This is a genomic window from Pseudarthrobacter sp. SL88 (genome assembly GCF_026672455.1).
Classification (GTDB): Bacteria; Actinomycetota; Actinomycetes; order Actinomycetales; family Micrococcaceae; genus Arthrobacter.
This window is the reverse complement of record NZ_JAPPRD010000001.1, coordinates 602,680-628,879: the sequence shown is the minus strand read 5'-3', so window position 1 is coordinate 628,879 and position 26,200 is coordinate 602,680. Positions and strand designations below refer to the sequence as shown.

Annotated in this window: 21 protein-coding genes and 1 pseudogene; 8 read left to right on the top strand and 14 right to left on the bottom strand. The window is 67.1% G+C overall.

What is annotated here, in order from left to right; all coding sequences use genetic code 11:
• Positions 1-18: 18 nt before the first annotated feature.
• The 5 genes from OVA06_RS02820 to OVA06_RS02800 are packed head-to-tail and all read right to left on the bottom strand — an operon-like array spanning position 19 to position 5,947.
• Complete coding sequence (locus OVA06_RS02820; RefSeq protein ID WP_268156148.1) at positions 19-1,470, bottom strand: aldehyde dehydrogenase (NADP(+)); 1,452 nt, start codon at positions 1,468-1,470, stop codon at positions 19-21.
• Positions 1,471-1,528: 58 nt separating this feature from the next.
• Positions 1,529-2,632: a mandelate racemase/muconate lactonizing enzyme family protein gene (locus OVA06_RS02815; protein WP_268156147.1), complete on the bottom strand. Its 1,104-nt coding sequence runs from the start codon at positions 2,630-2,632 to the stop codon at positions 1,529-1,531.
• The gene (locus OVA06_RS02810; RefSeq protein ID WP_268156145.1) at positions 2,632-3,534 is read right to left on the bottom strand and encodes a 5-dehydro-4-deoxyglucarate dehydratase; all 903 of its coding nucleotides are present in this window, start codon (positions 3,532-3,534) and stop codon (positions 2,632-2,634) included. The genes OVA06_RS02815 and OVA06_RS02810 overlap by 1 nt, the downstream gene beginning before the upstream one ends.
• Complete coding sequence (locus OVA06_RS02805; RefSeq protein ID WP_268156144.1) at positions 3,531-4,496, bottom strand: NAD-dependent epimerase/dehydratase family protein; 966 nt, start codon at positions 4,494-4,496, stop codon at positions 3,531-3,533. Before OVA06_RS02805 ends, OVA06_RS02810 begins: the two co-directional genes overlap by 4 nt.
• Before the next feature lie 38 nt (positions 4,497-4,534).
• Positions 4,535-5,947, bottom strand: coding sequence for a Gfo/Idh/MocA family protein (locus tag OVA06_RS02800; RefSeq protein ID WP_268156143.1), 1,413 nt, complete (start codon positions 5,945-5,947; stop codon positions 4,535-4,537).
• 358 nt (positions 5,948-6,305) lie between these two features.
• On the opposite strand from OVA06_RS02800, the gene OVA06_RS02795 reads away from it, so the two are divergent.
• On the top strand, positions 6,306-7,340 hold the full coding sequence (locus OVA06_RS02795; protein ID WP_268156141.1) for a LacI family DNA-binding transcriptional regulator: 1,035 nt from the start codon (positions 6,306-6,308) through the stop codon (positions 7,338-7,340).
• A 6-nt stretch (positions 7,341-7,346) separates the two neighbouring features.
• On the opposite strand, the gene OVA06_RS02790 is transcribed toward OVA06_RS02795, so the two are convergent.
• Positions 7,347-8,039, bottom strand: coding sequence for a FadR/GntR family transcriptional regulator (locus tag OVA06_RS02790; protein WP_268156139.1), 693 nt, complete (start codon positions 8,037-8,039; stop codon positions 7,347-7,349).
• 67 nt (positions 8,040-8,106) lie between these two features.
• On the opposite strand from OVA06_RS02790, the gene OVA06_RS02785 reads away from it, so the two are divergent.
• Positions 8,107-9,465 (top strand): alpha-hydroxy acid oxidase, encoded by a 1,359-nt coding sequence (locus OVA06_RS02785; protein WP_326493566.1) that lies wholly within the window; start codon positions 8,107-8,109, stop codon positions 9,463-9,465.
• Between the two features lie 3 nt (positions 9,466-9,468).
• On the opposite strand, the gene OVA06_RS02780 is transcribed toward OVA06_RS02785, so the two are convergent.
• Positions 9,469-10,155 (bottom strand): ArsR/SmtB family transcription factor, encoded by a 687-nt coding sequence (locus tag OVA06_RS02780; protein WP_268156137.1) that lies wholly within the window; start codon positions 10,153-10,155, stop codon positions 9,469-9,471.
• Between the two features lie 77 nt (positions 10,156-10,232).
• Positions 10,233-11,444, bottom strand: a complete 1,212-nt coding sequence (locus OVA06_RS02775) for an acetoin utilization protein AcuC (protein WP_442793512.1) — start codon at positions 11,442-11,444, stop codon at positions 10,233-10,235.
• Positions 11,445-11,548: 104 nt separating this feature from the next.
• On the opposite strand from OVA06_RS02775, the gene OVA06_RS02770 reads away from it, so the two are divergent.
• Positions 11,549-12,982: a TrkH family potassium uptake protein gene (locus tag OVA06_RS02770; RefSeq protein ID WP_268156135.1), complete on the top strand. Its 1,434-nt coding sequence runs from the start codon at positions 11,549-11,551 to the stop codon at positions 12,980-12,982.
• A 40-nt stretch (positions 12,983-13,022) separates the two neighbouring features.
• On the top strand, positions 13,023-13,661 hold the full coding sequence (locus tag OVA06_RS02765) for a potassium channel family protein (protein WP_171059109.1): 639 nt from the start codon (positions 13,023-13,025) through the stop codon (positions 13,659-13,661).
• On the opposite strand, the gene proC is transcribed toward OVA06_RS02765, so the two are convergent.
• From proC to OVA06_RS02740, 5 genes and pseudogenes are all read right to left on the bottom strand, one after another.
• Positions 13,658-14,491, bottom strand: coding sequence for a pyrroline-5-carboxylate reductase (proC, locus tag OVA06_RS02760; RefSeq protein WP_268156133.1), 834 nt, complete (start codon positions 14,489-14,491; stop codon positions 13,658-13,660). The genes OVA06_RS02765 and proC overlap by 4 nt on opposite strands.
• 234 nt (positions 14,492-14,725) lie before the next feature.
• On the bottom strand, positions 14,726-15,715 hold the full coding sequence (locus OVA06_RS02755; protein WP_015938304.1) for a Ppx/GppA phosphatase family protein: 990 nt from the start codon (positions 15,713-15,715) through the stop codon (positions 14,726-14,728).
• Between the two features lie 7 nt (positions 15,716-15,722).
• On the bottom strand, positions 15,723-16,142 hold the full coding sequence (locus OVA06_RS02750; RefSeq protein WP_056078254.1) for an SseB family protein: 420 nt from the start codon (positions 16,140-16,142) through the stop codon (positions 15,723-15,725).
• A gap of 52 nt (positions 16,143-16,194) precedes the next feature.
• Positions 16,195-18,943: pseudogene (gene topA, locus OVA06_RS02745) on the bottom strand (type I DNA topoisomerase).
• Between the two features lie 134 nt (positions 18,944-19,077).
• Entirely contained in the window at positions 19,078-20,727 is a 1,650-nt protein-coding gene (locus OVA06_RS02740; protein WP_268156129.1) for a DUF7059 domain-containing protein, read from the bottom strand.
• Between the two features lie 44 nt (positions 20,728-20,771).
• Here OVA06_RS02740 and OVA06_RS02735 point away from each other — a divergent pair, with 44 nt between their 5' ends.
• Positions 20,772-21,275 carry a hypothetical protein gene (locus OVA06_RS02735; RefSeq protein ID WP_268156127.1) on the top strand — a complete coding sequence of 168 codons (504 nt, stop codon included), beginning with the start codon at positions 20,772-20,774 and terminating at the stop codon, positions 21,273-21,275.
• Positions 21,276-21,459: 184 nt separating this feature from the next.
• Positions 21,460-21,936, top strand: a complete 477-nt coding sequence (locus tag OVA06_RS02730) for a hypothetical protein (RefSeq protein ID WP_268156125.1) — start codon at positions 21,460-21,462, stop codon at positions 21,934-21,936.
• Between the two features lie 77 nt (positions 21,937-22,013).
• Here OVA06_RS02730 and trhO read toward each other — a convergent pair whose 3' ends face one another.
• Entirely contained in the window at positions 22,014-22,907 is an 894-nt protein-coding gene (gene trhO / locus OVA06_RS02725) for an oxygen-dependent tRNA uridine(34) hydroxylase TrhO (RefSeq protein ID WP_268156123.1), read from the bottom strand.
• A 116-nt stretch (positions 22,908-23,023) separates the two neighbouring features.
• Between trhO and OVA06_RS02720 the strand changes: the two genes are divergently transcribed.
• The gene (locus OVA06_RS02720) at positions 23,024-23,716 is read left to right on the top strand and encodes a GNAT family N-acetyltransferase (protein WP_268156121.1); all 693 of its coding nucleotides are present in this window, start codon (positions 23,024-23,026) and stop codon (positions 23,714-23,716) included.
• Between the two features lie 84 nt (positions 23,717-23,800).
• Positions 23,801-26,188 (top strand): DEAD/DEAH box helicase, encoded by a 2,388-nt coding sequence (locus OVA06_RS02715; RefSeq protein WP_268156119.1) that lies wholly within the window; start codon positions 23,801-23,803, stop codon positions 26,186-26,188.
• Positions 26,189-26,200: the final 12 nt, after the last annotated feature.

The window sequence follows — 26,200 nt, the reverse complement described above, 5'->3', positions numbered from 1 at the left end:
GGGGTTTTTGTTGTTTGGCTACGGAAGCACCAGTTCACCGTTCACGCGGCGCGGAATGCCCAGCGGGTTATCCTCACGCAGGGCGGGGTGGAGCACTGTTTCCGGGGCGTCCTGGTAGGCGACGGGTCGCTGGAAGCGGCGGACCGCCGTCGCACCCACCGAGGTGAAGAGGGATGTGGTGGCCGGGTACGGGCCACCGTGCTGCTGGGCCCAGTTCACGGCTACACCCGTGGGCCAGCCTTCGAACAGGACACGGCCGGCGAGCCCGGAAAGCTGCTCCACCAGGGCAGAGATCTCCTCGCCGGGCTGGGCCTGGAGTGTGGCGGTCAGGCTGCCCGGCACCTTGGCCAGGACCGCTGACAGTTCCTCCTGGTCCGTGTACTCGATCAGCATGGTGGTGGGGCCGAAGCACTCCTCCAGCAGCTGCTCCGGGCGTTCCAGCACCTTCGCTGCCGTGGTGGAGAAGACCACCGGCGCCGCTCCGTTGGCCGCGGCGTCCTGGTCCACCGTGCCACCCACCACGTCCACGCCGTCCACCGACGCAAAGCTGCGCAGGCCGTCCGGGTAGGCCTCGGCGATGCGGCTGGTGAGCATGCCGTGGGCCGGTTTGTCCTTGCTGGCCTCGGCCACGTCCGCGGCGAAGGACGTTCCGGCCGGGATGAACACCAGGCCCGGCTTGGTGCAGAACTGTCCGGCGCCCAGGGTGAAGGAGCCCGCCAGCCCTGTGGCGAGTGCATTGGAGCGTTCCTTCAGTGCAGCGGCCGTGATGACCACCGGGTTGAGGCTGCCCAGCTCGCCGTAGAAGGGAATGGGATCCGGACGGGACGTGGCGAGGTCGAACAGGGCCCGGCCGCCGGGGATGGAGCCGGTAAAGCCGACGGCCTTGATGGCTGGGTCCTGCACCAGTGCTGTCCCTGCTTCGCGGCCGCTGACCAGGGCAAAAAGGCCTTCCGGTGCGCCGGCGCCGCGGAGTGCGTCAGCGACGATTTCCGCCGTCCGTTCCGAAAGCCGTACGTGCCCGGAGTGGGCCTTGACGATGACGGAGCAGCCAACAGCCAGGGCCGAGGCAGTGTCGCCGCCGGCAACGGAGAAGGCGAACGGGAAGTTCGACGCCGAGAATACGGCCACGGGGCCGATGGGCTTCAGGATGCGGCGCAGGTCGGGCTTCGGCGGGGTGGAGGACGGGTCCGAGTGGTCGATGATTGCCTCGAGGTAGGAGCCCTCGGTGATGACGCGCGCGAACAGGCGCAGCTGGCCGGTGGTGCGGGCCACCTCCCCGGTCAGCCGGGCGGAGCCCAGGCTGGTCTCGGAATCGGCGATCTCCACCAGTTCCGCGGCGTTCGCGTCCAGGGCGTCGGCCACCGCATTCAGCCAGCCGGCCCGCTCGGCGTCGGAGGCCGCTGCCGACGTGCGGGCGGCCTCGGTAGCCGCCGCGGTCAGCTCGGACAGGGAAAGCGTTGCAGTTGTCACGTCAGGTACCTGTTCTGTTTATGTACGTTTTTCGTTACAGTGCGTTGTTGCTGTGTGCTCACACAACATCCCGGAAGCGGAAGCCCAGTCCGGGCCGGTCCGCCAGGGTGACCCTGCTGTTGCTGAACCGGACCGGCGACGGCCCGTCCAGGATGCCCAGCTGCTCGAAGGACGCCTCTTCGACGTCCTCCACCAGCGTGGGCTCCGCCAGGGTCAGCGCCAGCTGCCCGGACAGTTCCGGCAGCAGGTGCGGCATCACCTTGATGCTGTTGGTCCGTGCCAGCTCCACGATCCGCCGGAACGGGGTGATCCCGCCAACCCGGATGATGTTGGGCTGGATGATGTCCACCGCCTCCGCCTCAATGAAATCGCGGAACCGGTAGATGGTGTGCAGGTTTTCGCCGAGGGCGATGGGCACCGGTGAGTGCTTCCGCAGCCGGCGGTAGGCCCAGAGGTCGTCCGCCCGGAGGGGTTCCTCCAGCCAGTCCAGCCCGTATTCGGAGAGCACCTCCAGTGCCCGGAAGGTGGTGGGCAGGTCCCACCGCTGGTTGGCATCGATCATGAGCCGGCGGTCCGGTCCCAGGACGGAACGGACGGCGGCCACGCGCTCAGCATCCTCGCGGAGGTCCGGTTTGCCCACCTTGATCTTCACTGCCTGGTGGCCGGCGGCCACCCAGCGTTCGGTTTGGGCTACCAGTTCGTCAAGGGTGTAGTGCAGGTTGACCCCTGATCCGTAGACTTCGGCGGACTCCTGCCGCTGGCCGATCAAGCCGGTCACCGAGGTGCCGGCGTTGCGCGCCTGCAGGTCCCACAGTGCAAGGTCGAGTCCGGCCATTGCGATGGTGGTCAGCCCCCCGCCGCCGGCCTCATGCAGCCGCTTCCACACCGCGTCCCACACCGTTTCCGGGTTGGCCGTCAGGCCGGTGACAAACGGGGCGATGTCGTAGTCCAGCAGCGCCTTGACCGCCTGCGGGCCAATGGTGGGGGTCCAGGAAAAACCGAGCCCCGCGCCGCCGTCGTCCGTGTGGATCTCCGTGGCGATCACGTGGTTCTCCGGCGCCTCCGCACCCCAGTGCCGGCGGAGCGGGACGGTCAGGAGCCGGGTGGTCAGCCCGGTGATCCGGGGAACGGTGCGGACGGCAACGGCTGCGGGGGCACTCATCAGCCGGCCAGCTCGTAACCCCTGGCCAGGATGGCCTTGAGCTCCACCAGCTGTTCCTCGGTGGGGTCCACCAGCGGCGGACGGACCGGGCCCACGGGCAGGCCGCCCAGGCGCAGGCCCGCCTTGATCAGCGAGACACCGAAGCCGGGGGTCTGGTCGCGCAGGCGGACCAGGGGCGCGTAGAAGCCTTCGAGCAGCGCGTTGCGCCGGTCCTCGTCACCGGAGACGTAGGCGTCATAGTAGGCTTTGGCGATCTCCGGTGCCATGGCGAACGCCGCCGAGGAGTAGAGCGGAATGCCCAGGCCTCGGTACGCGCCCTGGGTGAGTTCGGCGGTGAGCAGGCCGTTGAAGAAGGCGAAATCCTCGCGGCCGGTTGCCTTGACGGCGGACACGATTTCCTGGGCCAGGCCCACATCGCCCAGTCCGTCCTTGAAGCCGACCACCTTGGGGTTGGCGGCCAGGCGCACCATGGAGGCGGCCGTGAACTTGGCGTTGCCGCGGTGGTAGACGATCACCGGCAGGCTGCTCGCGTCGGCGACGGCCTCGATGTAGGCCACCAGTCCGTCGGTGGGGCCGGTGACCAGGTAGGGCGGCAGGACCAGGAGGGCGTCGGCACCTGCTTCCTCGGCTGCCTTGGCGGCGGCGAGGGCGTGGCCCAGCGGCCCGCCAGCACCGGCAACCACCGGAACCTGGCCTGCCACGACATCGACGGCGGCCGTCACCACGGTGCGGACCTCCTCGATACTGAGGGCGTGGAATTCGCCGGTGCCGCAAGCGGGGAAAACGCCGCCCGGGCCGAACGGGAGCCGTGAAGCAATGTGCTCCTTGAGCAGGTCCACGTCGACGGCGCCTTCGGCCGTGAACGGAGTGACGGGGAAGAAGAGTACGCCGTCGAATTTCATGATGTCTCCTTGGTTCCGCTGCCGGCGGTCACCAGCGCGGAGGTCTCGTCGTTGAGGGTTTGGTGGGACTTGAGTTCAGTGCGCCAGCTGCGCTTGGGCTGCCAGCCCAGCAGTTCCTGCGCCTTGGCGATGGAGAAGGCGGGACTGGCGCCGGTGAGGCCGCCGCTGATGGCGTCGCTGCCGGGCAGGAACCGGGGCATGAGTTCTGCCAAAGGCTCGGTGGCCAGGGCATCGGCTGCGCCCACAAAGAAGGTCTCGCCGTTCGGTATCGACTCCATCCTGTCCAGCAGCAGGTCCAGGAACTCCGCCACATCACGGGCGTCCACGTAGTTGAACAGGGCCGGCGCGGACAGTGCGGGATCGGCAAGCCGCTCGGCAAGGGTGTGGCCCTGCTGGGTGGGAGCGCCGTCCCATTCCTCAGGGGAAATCACGAAGCAGGGGCGGAACGCCGCGTAACGGATCCTGTCCCCTTGGGCTGCGGCGAACATCTGGACTGTCTGCTCCGCGATGAGCTTGGACAGGGCATAGGCGTTCCACGGCTTGGCCGGCGTGCGCTCATCCAGCGGGAACGACGGCGGGAGCCAGCCCGCCGGCGAACCGTAGCCGAGCACCGTGGGGCTGCTGGCGGTGATGATTTTCGGCACGCCCAGCTCCGTCGCGGCGCTGATGACGGCGAAGGCTAGCCGCGTGTTCGTGGCAAAAATGACGTCCTCGGGTGCGCTGAAAGGCACGGCGATCGCGGCGAGGTGGATGACGGCGTCGGGCCTGGCGTCCCGGAGGAGGCGAAGGGCCTCCCCCGGTGCCAGCAGATCCGCGGTTGCCTGTTCAACGCCCGCCGGCAGCAGCCCGGCCGGCAGGGCGTCGCGGTCCACCGAGATGACGTGGTGGCCGGCTTCGGCGAGCCCCGCCACCACACTGCGTCCCAGCCGGCCGGAGCCGCCGGTGACAAAGATCCTGCTCATGGTTGTTCCTTAGGGTCCGGTGATCGTGGGTGCGGGCATCAGGGGGCGCGCCGGAGGTCGACGCCGAGGTCCAGGTCCTCGATGCGCACGGGCAGTGATGATTCGAGCGAACGGTTGCCGGCGATGCCGACGGAGACGGAGCGGAGGCCGTCCAGGTAGCCGGAGGGCCGGCCCAGCGGGTCGTCGCCGGGGCCGTTGAACAGGTCGGAGAGCAGGAGCGCGTCGCCGCCGCCGTGGCCGCCTTCACCGTTGACGATGGGCACCTCGTAGGCAGGCTCCCAGTGGCGCTGGACCACCAGGCGTTCACCGTTGCGGCGGACGGCGTCCTCTTCCTCGACAGGTGTGGCGCTGGGATCCACAACGGTCTTCTTGTCCGTGCTGTGCAGGACGGCGGCGCGTTCCACCACCTCGAGTTCGGCGCGGCCTTCGGTGCCGTTGACCGCCACGCGGTAGCCCTCCCAGGGGCTGTGGGCGTTCAGGGAGTAGCTCAGGCGGGGGCCACCCTGGTATTCCACCACCAGTGCCAGGTTGTCCTCGATGGTGATGCCGCCGGTGAAAACGTCCTGGTCGCGGCGGTAGCCGTCGTAATGCTCGTTGTCCAGGAAGAGGGCCTTGAGCCGCTCATCCTCGCGCAGGTCGAGGGCGAACGGATCGCGTTCGCCGGCGGGGGTGTCCGCAGCAGGGGTGCCGCGCTCCGGGCGGGCGCCGAGTCCCCGTTCAGCCGCGTTCGTGTCGCCGTAGAACTTCAGGCCGCCGGACGCGAACACGCGCTCCGGGACGTCGTCGATCCACCAGTTGACCAGGTCGAAGTGGTGGGAGGCTTTGTGGATGAGCAGGCCGCCGGAGTTCTTCTTTTCCCGGTGCCAGCGGCGGAAGTAGTCGGCGCCGTGGACGGTGTCCAGGACCCAGCTGAAGTCAATGGAGGTGACCTTGCCGATCACGCCGCTCTGGATGATTTCCTTGAGGGCGCTGTTGCGGGGCGAGTAGCGGTAGTTGAAGGTGACAACCACGTTGCGCCCGGTCTCCTGCACGGCCTGGGTGATGCGGCGGCAGCCTTCGGCGTCAATGGTGAGCGGTTTTTCGACGACGACGTCGGCGCCGGCGCGCAGCCCCTCCACAATGAAGTCGGCGTGCGTGTAGTCCGGCGTGGTGACCACTACGCGGTCAATACTGTTGGCCTGGACGAAGGCCGTCAGGTCCTGGGGGTCGAACGAGGCGATGGGTCCCGGGGCGCCGAGTTCCTGGATCAGCTTCTGGTAGAACTCCACCCGGCCGGGGTTGACGTCGGAGAAGGCCACGAGCTCCGCGGTGTCGGCGTGCTTGCCGAAGATGGCGCGGATGTACATCTCGGAGCGTCCGCCGGTACCGATCAGGGCAAAGCGGGCCTTGCTGCCGTTTCCGGGGTGCGCTCCGGTTGCCACTGCTGGACTCGATTCGGCTGTGTTGACCATGGGGTCCCTTTCGAAGACTGGTGCCCGGCCTGGTGGGTGATCCGGGGAGGTGGCGCCGGCGCACTGCAGCACCGCTGAGAAAGCGTTTTCTCGGTTCGCTATATGATTTGTATCAACAGCAACCTGCTTCCGTCAACCATTATGGGCACTGGGAGAAAGCGTTTTCTACCCGCGTCGTGTTCGGTCGATCCCGGAAAAGCGGGAAAAGCGTGGGAAAACACAGGAAAACAATAGAAATCGCTTTCCCATCGCGTTATATGCTGTCTCTCAACACACCGCCATCAGGCGGCCGGAAGCTGCTGCAGCGCTGGCAATCCGGCCCGGGACCTGAAGTCCGTGGCGCTAGGAAAGGTTCCCTATGGTCAGGAAATCGGCAACGGGCCGAATCGGCATCGCGGATGTCGCCGTGAAAGCGGGCGTCTCGCACGCCACGGTTTCCCGCGTCATGAACGGCAACTACACGGTGGACCCGGAAATTGCCTCCCGCGTCCGCGCGGCGGCGGCCGAGCTGAAGTACCAGCCCAACCCCGTCGGGCGCAGCCTGGCGCTGGGCAAGACGGATACCATCGGGATTGTTGTGCCGGACCTGGCCAACCCCACCTTCCAAGCGATCCTGCGCGGGCTGAGCCGCGCCGCCGCCCAGGACGGTTACCGCGTTCTGATTGCCGACTCCTTCGAGGTCTCCAGCGAGGAGGCCATCCTGGCAGGCGAGGCACGCCGCCGCTGCGACGGCCTTGTCCTCTGCGCACCCCGCATGACGGACGCCGAGCTCGAAGAGATCGCGCCGTCCCTGCACCCGCTGGTGCTGATCAACCGCACCACCGCCACAGCGGGCGTTCCCAGCCTGGTGGTGGACTACGGGCAAGGCGTCCAGGATCTCGCCGAACACCTGGTGGAACTGGGCCACACCCGGCTGGCCTTCCTCGCAGGGCCGCCGCGCAGCGCCTCCAACGGCATGCGACTGCAGGGACTGGAAACCTTTAAGGCCGCCCACCCGCACGTGGACGTCACCATGCTTGAAGGCGGCTCGGACTTCGATACCGGCCACGAGGCCGTGGATGCGGTCATGGAATCAGGTGCCACGGGCATCCTGGCCTTCAACGACCTCGTGGCCATGGGGCTCATGAGCGGCCTGCATGAACGCGGCATCAATGTCCCCGGCGACATGTCCGTCACCGGTTTCGATGACATTCCTTTTGCCAAATACACGACGCCGGCCCTCACCACCGCCGCGGTGCCCATTACGGAGCTGGGCGAGCAGGCCTGGCGCCAGCTCCGGGCCCTCATCCGCAAAGAGGAGAATGACGCCCCGGGCAGCAGGTACCAGCCGCGGCTTGAAGTCCGTTCCAGCAGCGGCCCCGCCAGGGCAGCGCGGACCGCCGTCCACGGCTGAGCGGGATCACCGGCCCGGAGCCAGTCCGGCTTCCTGGTAGAACCCCTCAATGTGGGAAGCCACCAGCCGCGCCGCGGTCCCGCCGTCGCCCGCCCTGATGGCGGCAAGGATGTCCCGGTGCTCTGTGCGCAGCCTGCATGCTGTGGCTTCCCAGTCCGGCAGGTTGGCGGTGAGATCGGCCGCGTACCCCTGGATCGATTCCCGCAGCGAACCCATCATGGCACTGACCACCGCGTTTCCCGCGGCGTCGGCAAGCGCCAGGTGGAACCGCACGTCGAGGGCCAGGAAGTCACTGACGGGCATGCCTTCCTCCGCCATGGCCTCCACCAGCGCCGCAGCCTCGTCCAGCACCGGCGCGTCCGGGACCGCGTTGGCGGCGGCCCAGGATTCCAGCAGCACGCGCGTCTCCACGATGTCCGCCACCGGCAGGTGCCGGGTTGCCACGTGCAGCCGCAGCGCCGAGCCGAGTGCCGCCGTGGGGTCCGAAATCACCAGGGTGCCCGCTTCCGGGCCTGATCCCACGCCGGCCCGCACCACACCCATGGCCTCCAGGACCCGGATGGCTTCGCGCACCGATGTCCGCGAGACGTTCAGTTGCTCGGCGAGGCTGCGCTCGGCCGGCAGCCTGCCGCCCACGGCAAGCCTTCCGGCTGAGAGTTCATTCTCGATCCAGTGCAGGACCAACTGGTGGGTACGCATGGATGAATAGTACTTGATGTGGTTAGACCACAGCGTCTAGAGTGTGGTTAGACCACAGGAGGACGACATGACCCACACCATCCAGCCCAACAATCCGGAGGCCACCCCGGCACCGGATGCCACGGACATTCCCGCAGCCCAGGCACCTGCCGGCTCTCCGACGTCCGCTTCTGCCGGTTCCGCGTCCGCTGCGGTGCCTGCGGCACTGCGCCGCCGCGTTCCCAAGTACTCGGACCTGGCCCCGCTCATGCAGTTCAAGAAGCCGGACTTCAGCAGGGACGCCCGGCTCAAGCGGGCCAGCACCATCTGGGAACTCCGCGACATCGCCAAGCGCCGCACCCCGCAGGCGCCCTTCGATTACACCGACGGCGCGGCCGAAGGGGAAATCACCCTCCGCCGCGCCCGCCAGGCCTTCCTGGACATCGAATTCCGGCCGGGCATCCTGCGAAACGTGTCCGCCATCGACCTCAGCACGGACATCCTGGGCAGGCCGTCCCGCCTCCCGGTGGGCATCGCCCCCACCGGCTTCACGCGGATGATGCAGTCCGAGGGCGAATACGCCGGTTCCCAGGCGGCCGAAGCCGCCGGTATCCCCTACACCCTGTCCACCATGGGCACGGCCTCCATCGAGGACGTGGCGGCTGCAGCGCCGAACGGCCGCAACTGGTTCCAGCTCTACCTGTGGACGGACCGGGACCGGTCGCTGGAACTCATCGAACGCGCCGCCAAAGCCGGAAACGACACCCTGATGGTCACCGTGGACACCGCCGTGGCCGGGGCCCGCCTGCGGGACGTCCGCAACGGCATGACCATCCCGCCGGCACTGACCCTGAAGACCGTCCTGGACGCCTCCTACCGGCCCGCCTGGTGGTTCAACTTCCTCACGCATGAGCCGCTGACCTTCGCCTCACTGTCCCGCTACACCGGCACCGTTGCCGACCTGATCAATTCCATGTTCGACCCCACGCTCACGTTCGAGGACCTTGACTGGCTCAGGGAAACCTGGAAGGGCAAGCTGGTAGTCAAGGGCATCCAGACCGTGGAGGACGCCCGCCGCGTGGTGGACCACGGCGCCGATGGGGTGGTCCTGTCCAACCACGGCGGCCGGCAACTGGACCGGGCCCCCATCCCGTTCCACCTGCTCCCGGAGGTCAAGCAGGCCTTCACCGCCGACAACTCGGACGCGGCCATCATGCTGGACACCGGCATCATGAGCGGCGCGGACATCGTGGCCGCACTGGCCCTGGGCGCCGATTTCACGCTGATCGGCCGGGCCTACCTCTACGGCCTGATGGCCGGCGGCCGGGCCGGGGTGGACCGCACGCTGCAGATCCTGGAGAAGGACATGGCCCGCACCATGGCGCTGCTCGGCGTCAGCCGGATCGCCGACCTGACGCCGGAGCACGTCCGGCTGCTGGGGAAGTAGGCCCTACTTCTTGCGTCCGAACTTCGGCAGGTTGGGGAGGTTGGCCAGCAGGTCGGCGGCCCGGGTTGCGGCACGCCCCACGGACCTGCCGATCTGCTGCGGAACGCTGTCATCGCTGAGCGGTGCGGAGGTACCGCCCGGGATGACGACGGCGGGACTCAGCTCAGCGCCCTCCCGTTCCAGGACGTCAGCGGACACGGCGCCGGCAGGGACTGCTTCGGGCGTCCCCTCGCCAACGGTGGCTGGTTTGGCGGCAGCCGATTCGGCGGCAGCAGATTTAGCCGGGACAGATTCAGCGGCGGCAGGTTCCGGGGCAGCTGTGGCCGCGGCCGGCTTGTCCGCGGTCGGCTTGTCCGCGGCAGGGCCGGCGGGCTTAGTGTTGGCTGTAGCTTCAGTCGCGGTGGCGGCTTCGGGCACCGCGGCGGGGGCACCGACGTCGAACATCCCAAGCCAGCTGGCCACGCCCTCAAGCGGTTTCCGGTTCAGCGCGTAGTAGCGCTTTTGTCCCTGCGCGCGCATGCTCACCAGTTGCGCCTCGCGCAGGACTTTCAGGTGCTTGGAAATCGTGGGCTGGCTTGCTGCCAGTTCTTCCACCAGTTCGCCCACGGCTTTGTCCCCGTTGCACAGCGAAATCAGGATCTCCCGCCGGGTTGATTCCGCAATGACGGCAAATACGTCGTCTGTCACCATGCCTCCCACCCTAACGACATATACGCCGAAAGGCATCAACTATTTCGGGCTCCAAAGGGAATGGGACGGAGGCCACGTCAGTCGAACCAGGGGTCCAGGCCATGCAGCGGAAAAACGGCCTTGCGGGTGGCCATCACGGTGCGGTCCACTGCGTCATTGGGGTCGAACCCGACCTCCCAGGAGCGCCACCACAGCTCAACATCGTCGCCCATCAGCTCCGGCGTGGTGGCACCGTATTTGGCTTCGACGTAGTCGCGCCAGTCCTGCGGCACCGGCGTGCGGAGGGGCACGGGCCGGCCCGCCGCGATGGCCACCAGGTGGCTCCAGGCGCGGGGCACCACGTCCACCACGTTGTATCCGCCGCCGCCGGTGGCGATCCAGCGTCCGCCACAGAATTGCGCGGCAAGGTTCCCGACGGCGGACGCGGCCTCACGCTGGCCGTCCACGCTGAGGTTGAGGTGCGTCAGCGGATCCGTCCGGTGCGAATCGCAGCCGTGCTGGCTGACAATTACCTCCGGCCCGAAGGCTGCCACCACTTGGGGAACCACCGCATAGAACGCCCGCAGCCACCCGGCATCCCCCGTTCCCGAGGGCAGGGCCACGTTCACTGCCGTCCCCTCGGCCTCCGGGCCGCCGATCTCGTTGGCGAAGCCTGTACCGGGGAAGAGGGTCATTCCCGATTCGTGCAGCGAGAGAGTCAGCACGCGGGGATCGTTCCAGAAGATGCTTTCCGTTCCATCGCCGTGATGGGCATCGACGTCGATGTACGCCACCTTGCGGACCCCGCCGTCGAGCAGCTTCTGCACGGCCAGCGCGGCGTCGTTGTAGATGCAGAACCCGCTGGCCCTGTCCCGGGCGGCGTGGTGCATGCCCCCGCCGAAGTTGACGGCATGCACGGCCGAGCCGTCGAGGATCCGGGAGGCCGCCAGCAGCGAGCCGCCCGCCAGGCGGGCGGCCGCCTCATGCATGCCGGCAAACGCGGGGTCATCCTCGGTGCCCAGGCCCCTCGATTCATCAGGGGTGGAAGGATCGGCGCTGACCTTCCGTACCGCTGCCACATAGTCCGCCGAGTGCACTGCTTCGAGTTCGCTGTCCGTTGCCACGCCCGGCGCTTCCACCGCCACGTGGTCCAGGTCGAACAGACCCAGGCTTGCCGCCAGGCGCGCGGTGAGCTCCATCCGCGCCGGCGCCATGGGGTGCCCGTGGCCAAAGTTGTACGCCGTCATGTCAGCGCCCCATGCCACCATCGTTGGCGGCGCGGGCTGGCGGAGGCCGGGCAGGTATGTCATCAATCACAGGCTACCTGAGCGCGGCACCCTGCCGGCCCGGCCATGACGCGGCCTTTAGTGGTTTACTACTGGGGGAAGCAGATTCGACCGAGGAAAAGCCACACATGACGCAAAGCCAGTCGAGGCCCCGGACCCCGGCCAGCTGGCACCCCCCAGCGCAGGAGCGGGAGGGCCTCTGGATCTTTACCCGGTTGCGCGACTTCATCGACGACATCGCCAACACTTCCCCTGCCCGGCTTGCCCTCAGCGCGTTCGCTGCGGTGTGCCTGGTGTTCACCTTCCTGCTGTCCCTTCCGGTGTCTTCTGCCTCAGGCACAGCCACTCCGCTGCACCAGGCCCTGTTCACGGCCGTCTCTGCAGTCTGTGTCACCGGGCTGACGGTGGTGTCCACCGCGGTCCACTGGTCCTTCTTCGGACAGCTGGTGATCCTGGTGGGCATCTTTATCGGTGGTTTGGGCACCCTCACCCTGGCCTCGCTCCTGGCGCTCATGGTCAGCAAGCGGCTCGGTGTGCGCGGCAAGATCATCGCCGCCGAGTCCATGAACAACGCAGGGCGCCTGGGCGAGGTGGGCACACTGCTCCGCATCGTCATCACCACGTCGGTGGTCATCGAAGGCATCCTCGCCCTGACCCTGATCCCGCGCTTCCTCACCCTCGGCGAGCCCTTCTGGCAGTCCGTGTGGCACGGCATCTTCTATGCCATTTCAGCGTTCAACAACGCCGGTTTTACCCCGCACTCGGACGGCATCGTGCCCTACGAGACGGATTTGTGGATCCTGATCCCGCTCATGGTGGGAGTCTTCCTGGGCAGCCTCGGCTTTCCGGTGGTGATGGTCCTTCAACAGAATGGGCTGAACTGGAAGAAATGGAACCTGCACACCAAGCTCACCATCCAGGTCTCCTTCATCCTCCTGGCCGCCGGAGCGTTCCTTTGGGCGCTGATGGAGTGGGACAACGCCCGCACCATCGGGCCCATGGGCTTCGGTGACAAGCTCACCCATTCGCTCTTCGCCTCCGTCATGACCCGATCAGGCGGCTTTAACCTGGTGGACCAGAACCACATGGAATCCACCACCAAACTGCTCACCGACGCGCTGATGTTCGCCGGCGGCGGCTCTGCGTCGACGGCGGGCGGCATCAAGGTCACCACCATTGCCGTCATGTTCCTGGCCATCATTGCCGAGGCGCGCGGCGACGCGGATGTAAAGGTGTACGGCCGAACCATTCCGCAGGGCACCATGCGGGTGGCCATTTCCGTGATCGTTGCCGGCGCCACGCTGGTTTCCGTCTCCGCTTTCCTGCTCCTGCAGATCAGCGGCGCGTCCCTGGACCGGGTACTGTTTGAGACGATTTCGGCGTTCGCCACCGTTGGCCTGAGCACCGGGCTCAGCGCCGAGGTGGCACCCGAGGGTGTCTACGTCCTTACTGCGCTCATGTTCGCCGGCCGCGTGGGCACCGTGACCCTCGCCGCCGCCCTTGCCCTGCGCCAGCGCAGCCAGCTGTACCACTACCCCGAAGAGAGGCCCATCATTGGCTAGTTCGTCAGAAGCTTCCCGGCGCCCCGCCCACAACGCGCCGGTGCTGGTTATCGGGCTGGGCCGCTTCGGCTCGTCCACGGCCGAGCAACTGGTCAAACAGGGCCGCGAGGTCCTGGCGATCGAGCGGGACCGGAGCCTGGTGCAGAAGTGGGCTCCGCTGCTGACGCATGTGGTGGAGGCGGACGCCACCAACATCGACGCCCTGCGCCAGCTCGGTGCGCAGGAGTTCAGCTCGGCAGTGGTGGGCGTGGGCACCTCCATCGAGTCCTCGGTGCTGATCACGGTGAACCTGGTGGACCTGGGCATCGAGCACCTGTGGGTGAAGGCCATTACGCCGTCCCACGGCAAGATCCTGACCCGGATCGGCGCCAACCATGTGATCTATCCGGAGGCGGACGCCGGTGTCCGTGCGGCGCACCTGGTGTCCGGCCGCATGCTCGACTTCATTGAATTCGACGACGACTTCGCCATCGTCAAGATGTACCCGCCGCGCGAAACGGTGGGCTTCACCCTGGATGAGTCGAAGGTGCGCTCGAAGTACGGCGTCACGATCGTCGGGGTGAAGTCCCCGGGCGAGGACTTCACCTACGCCCGCCCGGAGACCAAGGTTTCCTCCCGCGACATGCTCATCGTTTCAGGCCACGTGGACCTGCTGGAGCGGTTCGCAGCCCGCCCCTAGCCGAGCTGCCTGGTGATTTCCGCTGCCCGGTCCGCTGCAGCCCGCGCGCCGGCGGCGATGATGGACGGAATGCCCTGTTCATCAAAGGTGGCAATGGCGCGTTCGGTGGTGCCGTTGGGGCTGGTTACTGACTTGCGGAGCGCCGACGGATCCGCGCCGGGCTCTGCCAGCATGAAGCCGGCCCCCGCCACGGTCTCCCGTGCCAGCAGCACGGCGAGTTCGCGGTCCAGGCCGAGTTCCTCCCCTGCCGAGGCCATGGCCTCAGCCAGATAGAAAGCGTAGGCGGGGCCGGAACCGCTGATGGCCGAGAGCGCATCCACCTGTTCCTCGGGCACTTCGACGACGGTCCCCGCACCCTGGAAGAGGTCCTTTGCCTGTTGGAGCTGGCCGGGTGTGCAGTTGGTGCCGGGCGAGACGGAGATGACGCCCCGGCCCAGTTTCGCGGGGGTATTGGGCATGGTCCGGATGACGGGCTGCCCCGCCGGCAGTGAGGCTTCGAGCTGGGCAATGGAGACAGCTGCCGCCACGCTGACAACGATCGTGTCCGGGGTGAGCGCGGGGCTGATCTCCCGGGCCAGGTCCGCAATGCCCACCGGCTTGACTCCCAGGATCACGACGGCGGACCCCTTCGCGGCCTGCCGGTTGTTGTCCGGTTCCTCCTCGCCTGCGATCGCGGTGATGCCGTGGTACCGCTCGGCCAGCTCAGCGGCACGCTCGGCCCGTCGGACTGTTGCCACGATGTCTGCCGGGTTGGTGCCGGCTTCCACCAGGCCGCCGAGGATGGCTTCGTTCATGGACCCACAGCCAAGGAATGCGATTCGGTTGCTCATGGCTCCATCATTGCAGGCCGCCCCCATTCACAGGCAACTCCCATGTTCAGCGCAGGGAGCGCACAACTTGCGGTCCTACTGTAGTTATTACCTCATTGAGGGTGCGAGTGATGCGGCAGGCATGGGGATGCCTGCCAGGGCACCGGCGGTGGCAACAGGTTTTCCCCCATTTTCCTGTTGCCACCCCGGTGCTTCCGCTTTTAACCGGTCCTTTTAGAATGTGGGCTGTACGGCTTAGAAAGTGGGCTGCACGGCTGGCGGCGCGGCAATGTGCGGCGCAGGCTCCAGCGGCCCGTCGAACACCAGCTGGTCCAGCCGGCGCAGGATGAGTCCTTCACGAAGGGCCCACGGGCAGATCCGGAGTTTCTTGAACTTGAACAGCTCCAGGGCGGCCTCCGCCACCAAGGCACCGGCCAGGAGCTGGTGGGCCCTCGCCTCGGAGACGCCGGGCAGGTGCAGGCGGTCCTCGGCCTTCATGGCGGAAATGCGCTGCGCCCAGACGCCGAGGTCCGTGGCGTTCAGCTCCCGTTTGACGTAGGGGCCGGCGGCGCTGGGCGCCGCACCGGCAATGCGGGCCAGCGACCGGAAGGTCTTCGACGTTCCGGCCACCAGGTTGGCCCTGCCCAGGCCGTCGAACTCGCGGACGGCAGGCTTCAGCGTTGACCGGATGTACCGCCGCAGTTCCTTCACGCTCCTGGCTGAGGGTGGGTCCTCGGCCAGCCAGTCCCGGGTGAGCCTGCTGGCTCCCAGCGGCACCGAAGTTGCAACTTCGGGGAGTTCGTCCTGGCCGAAAGCCATTTCGAACGAGCCGCCGCCGATGTCCAGGTTCAGGATGGGCCCGGCGCCCCAGCCGTGCCAGCGCCTGACGGCAAAGAACGTCATGGACGCCTCTTCACTGCCGGTCAGTTCCTGGAGCGTCACAGTGGTCTCGTGCTTGACGCGCGCCAGGACCTCTGGGCCGTTGGTGGCCTCACGGATGGCCGAAGTACAGAAGGCCAGGAGGTCCTCGGCTTTGTGGCGGGCGGCGAACTCCCAGGCTTCCAGGACGAACTCGGTGAGCTCGTGCTGGCCCTCGTCGCTGATGCTGCCGTCCGGTTCCAGGTACTGCACCAGGGACAGCGGCCGTTTGTGCGAAGCGAACGGCAGTGGCCGCGCGCCGGGATGGGCATCCACCAGCAGGAGGTGGACAGTGTTGGACCCGATATCGAGGACGCCTAGCCGCATGGTGACATTATTGCTCGTCAGCGCGCTTGAAGTCGCGCTTGATGTTTGCCACGCCTTCCGGGTTGATCTCGAATCCGTAGGCTGCGCCTGGGTTGATCACCAGGCCAAGTTCCTCGCCAATGTTGGCGATGATGGCCGCGCCCTGGGTTCCCAGGACATTTGGCGCTGCTTCCAGGTACTGCTGGTCAACCCGGGTGGGGTGTGAGAAGACGGCCAGGACGGGGGCGCCCTCGGAATTGGCCAGGACCAGGGGCTCCACCTGTGAGTCCTCGCCCTCGATGCCGTCGGAGCTGATGATGTAGACCTCGCTGTTCAGGAACGACAGGATGACGTCCACTGGGTTCGCGTCAGGCTCGTTGCCCGTGGCGAGCTTCTCCTCGAGGTCGTTGAGCGGCGTGGGATCGGCGATTCCGGTCTGTTCAGTCATTCCCCTAGCCGATCACGATACGGTGGCCGGCGCAAACGCGCCGGCCCCGCTGCTACTTCTTGGCCGTAGCCTTCTTCTTGGCCGGCGCCTTGCGGGTGGCGGTCCGCTTGACCGGTCCCTTGGCGCGTTTCTCGGCGAGCAGTTCCACCGCCTGTTCGCGGGTGAGCTCCTCCAGCGAGGTGGCCCGCGGAACCGTGATGTTGGTGATGCCATCAGTGATGTAGGGGCCGAACCGGCCTTCCTTAACCACGATGTTCTTTTCCGACACCGGATCCGGACCGAACTCGGCCAGCGGCGGCACCGCGGCACGGGCACCGCGCTGCTTGGGCTGCGAGTAGATCTCCAGCGCCTGTTCGAGCGTGATGGTGAAGATTTCCTCTTCGGTCCCGATCGAGCGGGAGTCCGTCCCCTTCTTCAGGTACGGGCCGAACCGTCCGTTCTGGACGGTGATGAGGTTTCCTTCGGAGTCCTCCCCCAGTGCCCGGGGCAGGCTCATGAGCTGCAGCGCCTCGTCCAGGGTGACGGTCTCCACCGTCATCGACTTGAACAGCGATCCGGTGCGCGGCTTGGCCTTGACCGGCTTCTTTGGCGGCTTGGGCTTGCCGTTCTTGTAGAACTCCACCGGCTGGGCGGCGATCTGTTCCTCGGTCATCTCGGGAATGACCTCGGTGACGTAGGCGCCGTAGCGGCCGTTCTTGGCGACGACGGTGTGCCCCGGTGTGCGGATCAGCGCCGAGGACGCGTTCCTCCGGCGCGGCGGTCTCCATGAGTTCAACAGCCTTGGCAGCGGTGAGCTCGTCCGGGGCAAGGTCCTCCGGGACGTTGGCGCGCGGGGATTCGACGATCTCGCCGGTCTTGGGATCAACCGTGGCCGCGGAGCTCTCCAGGTAGGGGCCGAACTTGCCCACCCGCAGCGTGATCTGGTCGGTGATGGGAATGGAGTTGATTTCGCGGGCATCGATCTCACCGAGGTTGTTCACAATGCTCAGCAGGCCGGGGTCCGAGTCTTCACCGAAGTAGAAGTGCCGCAGCCAGGAGGTGCCGGCGGCCTGGCCGTTGGCGATCTTATCCAGGTCGCCTTCCATGTCCGCCGTGAATTCATAGTCCACATAATCCGAGAAGTGCTGCTCGAGCAGGCGGATCACGGAGAAGGCGATCCAGCTGGGCACCAGCGCGGAGCCCTGCTTCCGGACGTAGCCGCGGTCCTGGATGGTGGAGATGGTGGAGGCGTAGGTTGAGGGGCGGCCGATGCCCTTCTTTTCCAGCTCAGCCGTCAGGGACGCTTCTGTGTAGCGCGGTGGCGGCGAGGTTTCGTGGCCCACTGCCACGATGTCGGAGGCCTTCAGCGAGTCGCCCTTGGCCACGTTGGGCAGGCGGCGGGCTTCGTCGGAGTCGTCGTCGCCGCGGCTTTCGTCCTTGCCCTCCTCGTAGGCGGCCAGGAATCCGGGGAACGTGATGACCGTGCCGGAGGCGCTGAACTCGGCGTCGCGGCCGGCAGCGTCGCCGCTGACAGCCACGGCACCCAGGCGGATGGTCGCCGTCGAGCCCTTGGCGTCCGCCATCTGCGAGGCGACGGTGCGCTTCCAGATCAGCTCGTAGAGGCGGAACTCGTCGCCGCGGAGCTGGGAGGCAACCTGGGCAGGGGTCCGGAAGGAGTCACCGGCGGGGCGGACGGCCTCGTGGGCTTCCTGCGCGTTGGCTGCCTTGTTGGTGTAGACGCGGGGGGAACCGGGAATGTATTCGGGACCGTAAAGCTCGGAGGCCTGGCGGCGGGCCGCCGTGACGGCTTCGTCACTCAGCGCCGACGAGTCGGTACGCATATAGGTGATGTAGCCGTTTTCATACAGCCGCTGGGCGATCTGCATGGTGCTCTTGGAGGAGAAACGCAGCTTACGGCCGGCCTCCTGCTGCAGCGTGGAGGTGGTGAACGGCGCGGCGGGGCGGCGGGTGTACGGCTTCGTCTCAACGGAGCGCACCGTGAAGGCGGCATCCTGCAGCCCGGCGGCCAGGGACGCGGCCAGCTCCTCGTCCAGGTGCGCCACGTTCTTGGACGTGAGGACGCCGTCGTCGTTGAAATCGCGGCCGGTGGCAACCTTGGCGCCGTCCACGGCGGCCAGCTTTGCTTTGAAGGTGGAAGCAGCGCCGGAATCCGCCCCGAACTGTCCGGTCAGGTCCCAGTACGACGCGGACTTGAAGGCCATGCGTTCGCGTTCGCGGTCCACCACCATGCGGGTGACCACGGACTGCACGCGGCCGGCCGAGAGGCCGCGGGCCACCTTGCGCCACAGCACGGGGGAAATTTCATAGCCGTAAAGGCGGTCCAGGATGCGGCGGGTCTCCTGGGCGTCCACCAGGTCCTGGTCCACGTCGCGCAGGTTGCCCATGGCACGCTGGATGGCTTCCTTGGTGATTTCACCAAACGTCATCCGGTACACGGGGACCTTGGGCTTGAGCACTTCCAGCAGGTGCCACGCGATGGCTTCGCCCTCGCGGTCCCCATCGGTTGCGAGATAGAGTTCGTCGGCGTCCTTGAGCGCGGCCTTGAGCTCAGTCACCTTTTTCTTCTTGTCCGGGGACACCACGTAGTAGGGCTTGAAGTCGTGGTCGATGTCCACGGCGAACTTGCCCACCGAGGTCTTCTTCAGTTCGGCGGGGAGCTCGGACGGCTGCGGCAGGTCCCGGATGTGACCGATGGAGGCCTCAACGATGAAGCCCTCGCCGAGGTACTTGGCGATGGTCTTGCTCTTGGCCGGAGACTCCACGATCACGAGTTTCTTGCCGGTTTTGGCCTTGCTTGGCACGGTGCTCCTACAGAAAAAGGTTGCTGGGGCAGATGAGCCCATACTGGCCTAGTTCACCATATTTTGGACAATCCTGCGCATTCATGTGGAAAACGGGGGGTACCAAAAGGGGCGCGGAGACCACAGGTGGAAGGTCAGTTTCCGGCCGGCAGGAGGAAGCCGTCGCGGACCAGGTTTTCGACGTCGGCCAGCAGCCTGCCGCGGAAGGAGCCCTCCCCGGAACCGTCGTCCCCGCTGCCCAGCAGCGCCTCAAGGGCTCCGGCAATCTGGCCGGCGGTCAAGTCGCCGTCGCACGCTGAGACGAACCCGGCGAGTTCGGTGCTGAGGAGGTTGGTGCGCCGCAGCCCGGCACCCTGCCGCAGCAGGATCACGCCCGGGTGCTCGGCGCCGGGCCGCTGGTGGCGTTCCTCCGTGACGTCGCCGGCCACCAGCAGGTACGTGTCAGCCACCGAGTGCGCCGCCAGCCAGTCGCTGCGTTCGACGGCGGCGCCCAGGTGGGGGCCGACTGGCTGCTCGATGGGGTAGCTGATTTCCTCGAACCGGCGCAGGACGGGCTGCCCGTCGGTAGTTTCTGCGGCCGGGCGCCGGAGCCACACCATGCCGAAGCCGATGCCTTCGACGTTCCGGGAGGCGAAGTCCGCAAGGTACGCCCCGTAGGCGTCGCGGTAGTGGTCACGGTCCCGGCCCTCGGAAGCGTCCTGCAGCCAGGTCTCCGCGTACTGTTCGGGGCTGACCTGCTCCCGCTGGATGAACCAGGCGTCGGTGCCGGTCCGCACCCATGACTGCGGCCGTTCGTGCCATTCGGTACCGGCCGCCACTTCCCAGTTCCCAAGCATCTGTGCCGTGCCGCCCGGTGCAAGCACGGTGGGCAGGTCCGCCACGAGGGAGGCAACGATTTCGTCTCCCGGCAGCCCGCCGTCGCGGTAGGTGAACTGGTCCACGGCGGCCTCGCCGGCGTGGCGCGGGGTGATGACGAACGGCGGGTTGGACACCACCAGGCCGAATTCCTCGCCCGCCACCGGCTCCAGGAGAGAGCCGAGCCGCAGGCTGACCCGGTCAGCCAGCCGGCCGGGATCGACCGAGAGGGCCTCGGCGTTGAGCAGGATGTTGAAGCGGGTGAAGGCCAGGGCACGTTCGGAAATATCGGTGGCCGTGACGTGCTCGCAGTGGTGCAGCAGATGGAAGGACTGTATTCCGCAGCCGGTTCCCAGGTCCAGGGCCCGTGCAGTGTGCCGGCGGACGGTGGTCTGCACCAGGGTGGTGGAAGCCTGCCCGATGCCCAGGACATGGTCATGCCGCAGGACGCCGGCCTGCTGGTGCGCGGCGAGGTCGCTGGCCACCCACAGTTCGGCGCCGCCGCTGCCGTCTTCATTCTTCTCCCAGCCGTAGGGCCGCAGGTCCGCTTTGGCGGACAGGCGGCCGGTCCCGGGTACGGGCTGCAGCAGCCCCAGCTCTTCCAGGCCTTCCGCGCGGATCCCCGGCAGGGCGGCGTCGATCGTTGCCCTGTCCTGCGGTTCGGCCAGGAGCCAGAGGCGCACGACGGCGGCCAGGGGCGCTGCGGCGGCGTCCTCCCGGACGGCACGGTCCACGGCCAGCATCGCCGGAATGATCTGGTCCCGGTTCAGCGCGGCGGACGCTGATGGACCCAGGAGGCCCGCGACGCCGTCGAGGGTGTAGTCCAGCCGCCGCAGGTCCGCGGCGAGCGCCCGCAGCAAGTGGGGCAGGTCGCTGCGGGGAGCGTCGGGAGTGTTGCCGGCGGTGAACTCAAAGAGGGATTCAGGCACCGGACAAGTTTAGTCCGGGACCGGACAGCGGGTAGCGTTGAGGCATGCCTTCCAGCCTTCCCTTCCTGGCGCGTGCCCGCGTGCGGCCCGCCGCTCACCCTTCGGAACGGTCCGGCGGCCCGAAGCTGAAGGCTGTCACGGCTGCCGCTTCCGCGCTGGCTGCCGTGGCCCTGGCCGGCTGCTCATCCGTTGTTTCAGTGGAAAACGCCGATGTTCCGCAATGGCGTACGACGGCGCTTCCCACGGCCCCGGACTCGGTGCTTGACGACGCCGGCAAGATTCTCAACCGCGACCGCATCGTGCGTGAGGCGGCCGACGTCCCGGCAGGCAACTACACGCTGACGGCCACCTGCGACGGCGGCGGAAAGGCTTTCTTCGCGGTGGCGCTGAACGGGGCCGGGATCACCGAAGCGGGAGCTGCCTGCAACGGCAGCAAGGAGACGTCCAAGGTGGCGCTGCCCGAAGCGGGCCGGCTCGAAATCAGCACATCAAGCGTTGATGCGCCGCTCATTTACGCCTACCAGCTGGCTCCGGCGCCAGCGCGTTAATACGGTGGTTCCTGCTCTGGCAAGCGGGCGCCCGCAGGCATAAAGTCGGGATATGCCCAGTGTGCGGAGATTCTCCGTGCCGCGTCCCTTGGGAGCCCCCTGCGGAGCGACACCACGGGCGGCAGCACGGGCCGCAGCACGGGCGACGCCAGCACGGAAGCCGGCCGGCGCCGTCGTTGGCGTTGTGCTGGCGGCCGGTCTGGCGCTGGGTGGCTGCGAATATACGTACGATGACGGCCGGAGCTCCGCCGCTTCGGCGGCGGCCGAGGCGACAGCCGCCCCGGGTCCCCTGTTCACCAGGGACCCGCTGACGCGCGACCCCGTGGGCCAGGATGAGCTGGACGGGTGGGTGGCCCGCACGCTGCCGGAAGCCCCGCAGCCCGCCGTTCACATCGGCGCCGGCGTGCTGGCCGCCGGCGAAGTGCGGTCGGACGCCTCGCCCGCCCTTGAAACAGGGACCTACGCGTTGACCCTGGCTTGCCGGAGCCAGCGCCGCGTTAACTTCACCGTCCGCAGCGACACCCTGACTCTGGTGGATTTGGGCTTGCGGTGCGGCATCAACCGTGAAAACGTCATCTACCTTTCGGCACCTACTCCACTGACAATCATGGTGGAGGCCAGGACCGGAGCGAACTACGCGTTCCGGCTCCGCAAGTTGTGAAAACGCAGGCTGTGGCTGGGGCGGCTGTGGCAGTGCTGGCTGTGACGGCGCAGGTGCAGGGCCCCGCGCCCAGCCGGTCAGGCCGAGCAGCCCTCGGGGCAGCGGAGGGTTTCCGGGCTGGCGGCGCAGTCCGCGCAGTACAGCGTGAGGGTGCGGCAACTGGGATTGGAGCAGTTTTCGAACTTGCTGGTGGGTGCCTTGCAGCGGACGCATTCGCCGATGGTTTTGGCTTCGTCGCTGAATTCGACGTGCATGCGTTTGTCGAAGACGTACAGCGAGCCCTCCCACAGGCCCTGATCCTTGAAGGCCTCGCCGTAACGGACGATTCCGCCGTCCAGCTGGTAGACCTCTTTGAATCCGCGGTTCACCATGAGGCTGGACAGGACTTCGCAGCGGATTCCACCGGTGCAATAGGTGACCACCGGTTTGTCTTTCAGGGCATCGTATTTGCCGGAATCCAGTTCCTTGATGAAGTCGTGTGTGGTGGCCACATCCGGCACCACGGCGTCCTTGAACCTGCCGATCTGCGCCTCGAAGGCGTTGCGGCCGTCAAAGAAAACCACGTCCTCGCCGGCCTGCTTCCGGGCGTCCACCAGTTCGTGCAGTTCCTCCGGCTTGAGGTGCGTCCCGCCGCCCACCACGCCGGTGGCATCGACCCTGAGTTCGCCCGGTGCGCCGAAGGAGACGATCTCGTCGCGGACCTTAACGCTCAGCCGGGGGAAGTCCTCCGCTCCGCCGTCGGACCACTTCACGTCGATGCCATGGAAGCCCTTATATTCGCGGGTGGTCTTGACGTACTGCTTGACCGCACCGATCTCGCCGCCCACGGTCGCGTTAATGCCGTCCTGGGAGATGATGATCCTGCCGGTCAGGCCGAGCTTCTCGCAGAGGGCACGCTGCCAGAGCCGCACTGCGTCGGGATCCGGGATGGGGGTAAAGCCGTAAAAAAGGACGATTCGGTTCAAAGCCACGTATTTAAGGGTATCCGTCTTTCCACGGACCGTGTCCGCGTACGCTCCATCACGAATTGCATAAGCTCTGGGACGCACCCTGTTGCTTGTGATCGGGCTGGCATAGTCTTCATGCCATGAGTCCGGAAACGTTGATTGAAGACATCACTGGCCTTCTTGAAGTGTGGGTGGCGGGCTGGGCCGGCTGCCGCGGGTACCAGACGTCCACCGAGGGCCGCTTCCCCGCCGCGCTCCGGTCCGACACCAGCGGGGAATGGGAATACTTCGCCGCCGACCCCACTGACCAGGAGTTCGCTGAGCTGGCCGCCAGAACTGTGGAAGCCGCGCCGCGCGTCCTGACCATCCTCACCAACGACGTTCCCCGGTACACGGCGCTGGCAGCCAGGCACGGGCTGAACATCACCTCCGGTTCCCAGACCATGATGATCGTGGACATGGAAACGCAGGATGCCGAGGACCCCTGGCTCTCCGACGACGACCTGTCCCTGACCACGTCCACCCACCATGGCGTGCACTATGCCGAGGTCAAGTCCGGTGAGGCGCTTGCCGCCAGCGGCAGGGTCTACGTGGTGGGCGAGACGGCGGTATTCGACAAAATCATCACCGAGCCTGCGTTCCAGCGCCGCGGACTCGGCAGCTTCATCATGCGGGCGCTGGCAGCGCAGGCTTTCGAACACGACGTGCAGACGGGGCTGCTGCTGGCCTCCATCGACGGCCAGAAGCTGTACTCCCACCTGGGGTGGAGCACTGTTTCGCAGGTGCTGATGCTTTCGGCGTCGCACGACGGTTCGGATCTGTCCCTGAGCTGACTTCGCCGCCGATCCGCGCGGAGGTCCGTTACCCCGATGGCGAACCCGGCCGGCGGTGTCCGTGCCGGGTGAAACAATGTTGGGGTGAATCCCCATGACTCCCTGCTCCCTTTACTGGGTCGCGGCCCGGACCCGGAGCAGCTGCGTCATGTCCGCACCATTCCCGCGCGCGCCGCGGTCCACGAGCCCTGGCCGGAGTGGGTACACCCGGACGTGGTGGCGGCGTACGGCTCGCTGGGTATCGGGGAGCCGTACCGGCACCAGGTGGAGGCAGCAGACATCGCCCATGGCGGCGGCCACGTGGTGGTGGCCACCGGAACGGCGTCGGGAAAGTCGCTCGCATACCAACTGCCGGCGCTGGACGCCATCCACCGGTCGGAGCTGCGGGTGCTGGCCGAGCCCGGGAAGATCCACGACGACGGAGCGGTCACCCTGTACCTCTCCCCCACTAAGGCCTTGGCCGCCGACCAGCTGAACGCCATCCGTGCGCTCCGGCTGCCCACTGTCCGGGCCGAAACCTACGACGGCGACACGGACCCAGCGTCCCGGCGCTGGATCCGGGACCACGCCAATTTCATCCTGGCCAATCCGGACATGCTGCATTTTGGCATCCTGCCCAACCATGCGTGGTGGGCAGGATTCTTCCGCCGCCTCCGATACGTCATCGTGGACGAGGCCCACAGCTACCGCGGCGTGTTCGGCTCCCATGTGGCCAACCTGATGCGGCGGCTCCGCCGGATCTGCGCCTACTACGGGGCCGGCAGTTCCTTCCCTGAGCCGGTGTTCATTGCAGCGTCCGCCACGGCGTCTGACCCTGACACGTCCTTCTCCCGGTTGATCGGTGCACCGGTCAAGGCCGTCTCCCGGGACGCCTCACCCCATGGTTCCACTACTGTGGCGTTCTGGGAGCCTGCGCTGACCGAGTTGCGGGGTGAAAACGGGGCCAAGGAGCGGCGGACCGCGGTGGCCGAGACCGCGGACCTGCTGGCCAACCTCGTCTCGGCACAGGTGCGGACCATCGCGTTCATCAAGTCGCGGCGCGGAGCCGAAACCATTTCGACCATCACCAAACGCCTGCTGGACGAGGTGGACCCCAGCCTCCCGCAGCGGGTGGCCGCCTACCGGTCGGGCTACCTGCCGGAGGAACGCCGGGCAGTGGAGAAGGCCCTGCGGTCAGGCCAGTTGCTGGGGGTTTCCAGCACGTCGGCACTGGAACTGGGTATCGACATATCCGGGCTGGACGCCGTGCTGGTGGCGGGCTGGCCGGGAACCAGGGCGTCCCTGTTCCAACAGATTGGGCGTGCCGGCCGGGCCGGACAGGATGCCATCGCGGCCTTTGTTGCCAGCGACGATCCCCTGGACACGTTTTTGGTGAACCACCCCGAGGCTATTTTCGACGTATCGGTGGAAGCCACGGTCTTCGACCCCGCCAACCCCTACGTGCTGGGTCCGCACCTCTGCGCTGCCGCAGCCGAATTGCCCCTCGGTCCGGGCGAGTTGGGCCTGTTCGGCAGCACCGCCGAGGGGTTGCTGGACCGGCTGGTAGCGCAGGGTTACCTGCGGCGGCGCCCGGCCGGCTGGTTCTGGACCCACCCCCAGAGCGCCGCGGCCATGGTCAATTTGCGGGCCGACGGCGGCGGTCCTGTCAGCATCGTGGACGCGGACACTGGCTCGCTGCTGGGCACCATGGACTCCCCCCAAACCCACTACCAGGCGCACAACGGCGCCGTGTACATCCACCAGGGTGACAGCTACGTGGTGGAAGACCTGAATGAGGAGGACCACTGCGTGGTGGTGCGCCGGGCCAACCCCGATTACTACACCACGGCCCGGGACGTCACCCAGATCGAGGTGCTGGAAACACAGCGGACCATGCAGTGGGGCGACATCACTGTCCACTTCGGTGACGTGAAGGTCACCACCCAGGTTGTCTCCTTCCAGCGCAAGGCCCTGATCTCCAATGAAATCCTGGGCGAGGAGCCGCTCGAGCTCGGGGCAAGGGACCTGTTCACGAAGGCGGTCTGGTTCGTGGTGGACAACCGCTCCCTCACGGCCGCAGGGCTCATCGAGGCCCAGTTCCCCGGGGCCCTGCATGCTGCCGAACATGCCGCGATAGGCCTGCTGCCGCTGGTGGCGTCCAGCGACCGCTGGGACATCGGTGGTGTCTCGACGGCTCTGCACGCCGACACCGGGGTACCCACCATCTTTGTGTACGACGGGCACCCCGGCGGCGCCGGATTTGCGGAGCGCGGTTTCGAGAAGGCCAAGGTGTGGCTTGCTGCCACCCGCGCTGCCATCGAAGCCTGCGAATGCGAGTCCGGGTGCCCGTCCTGCGTCCAGTCACCCAAATGCGGCAACAAGAACAACCCGTTGGACAAGGCAGCCGCCATCACCCTCCTGGGCGTACTGCTGAAGGACGCCACAGAGTCCGCGCCGGTTGAACAGCCAGACTCCGATTCCCGGCTCACCTAGGTTCTGGCCGCT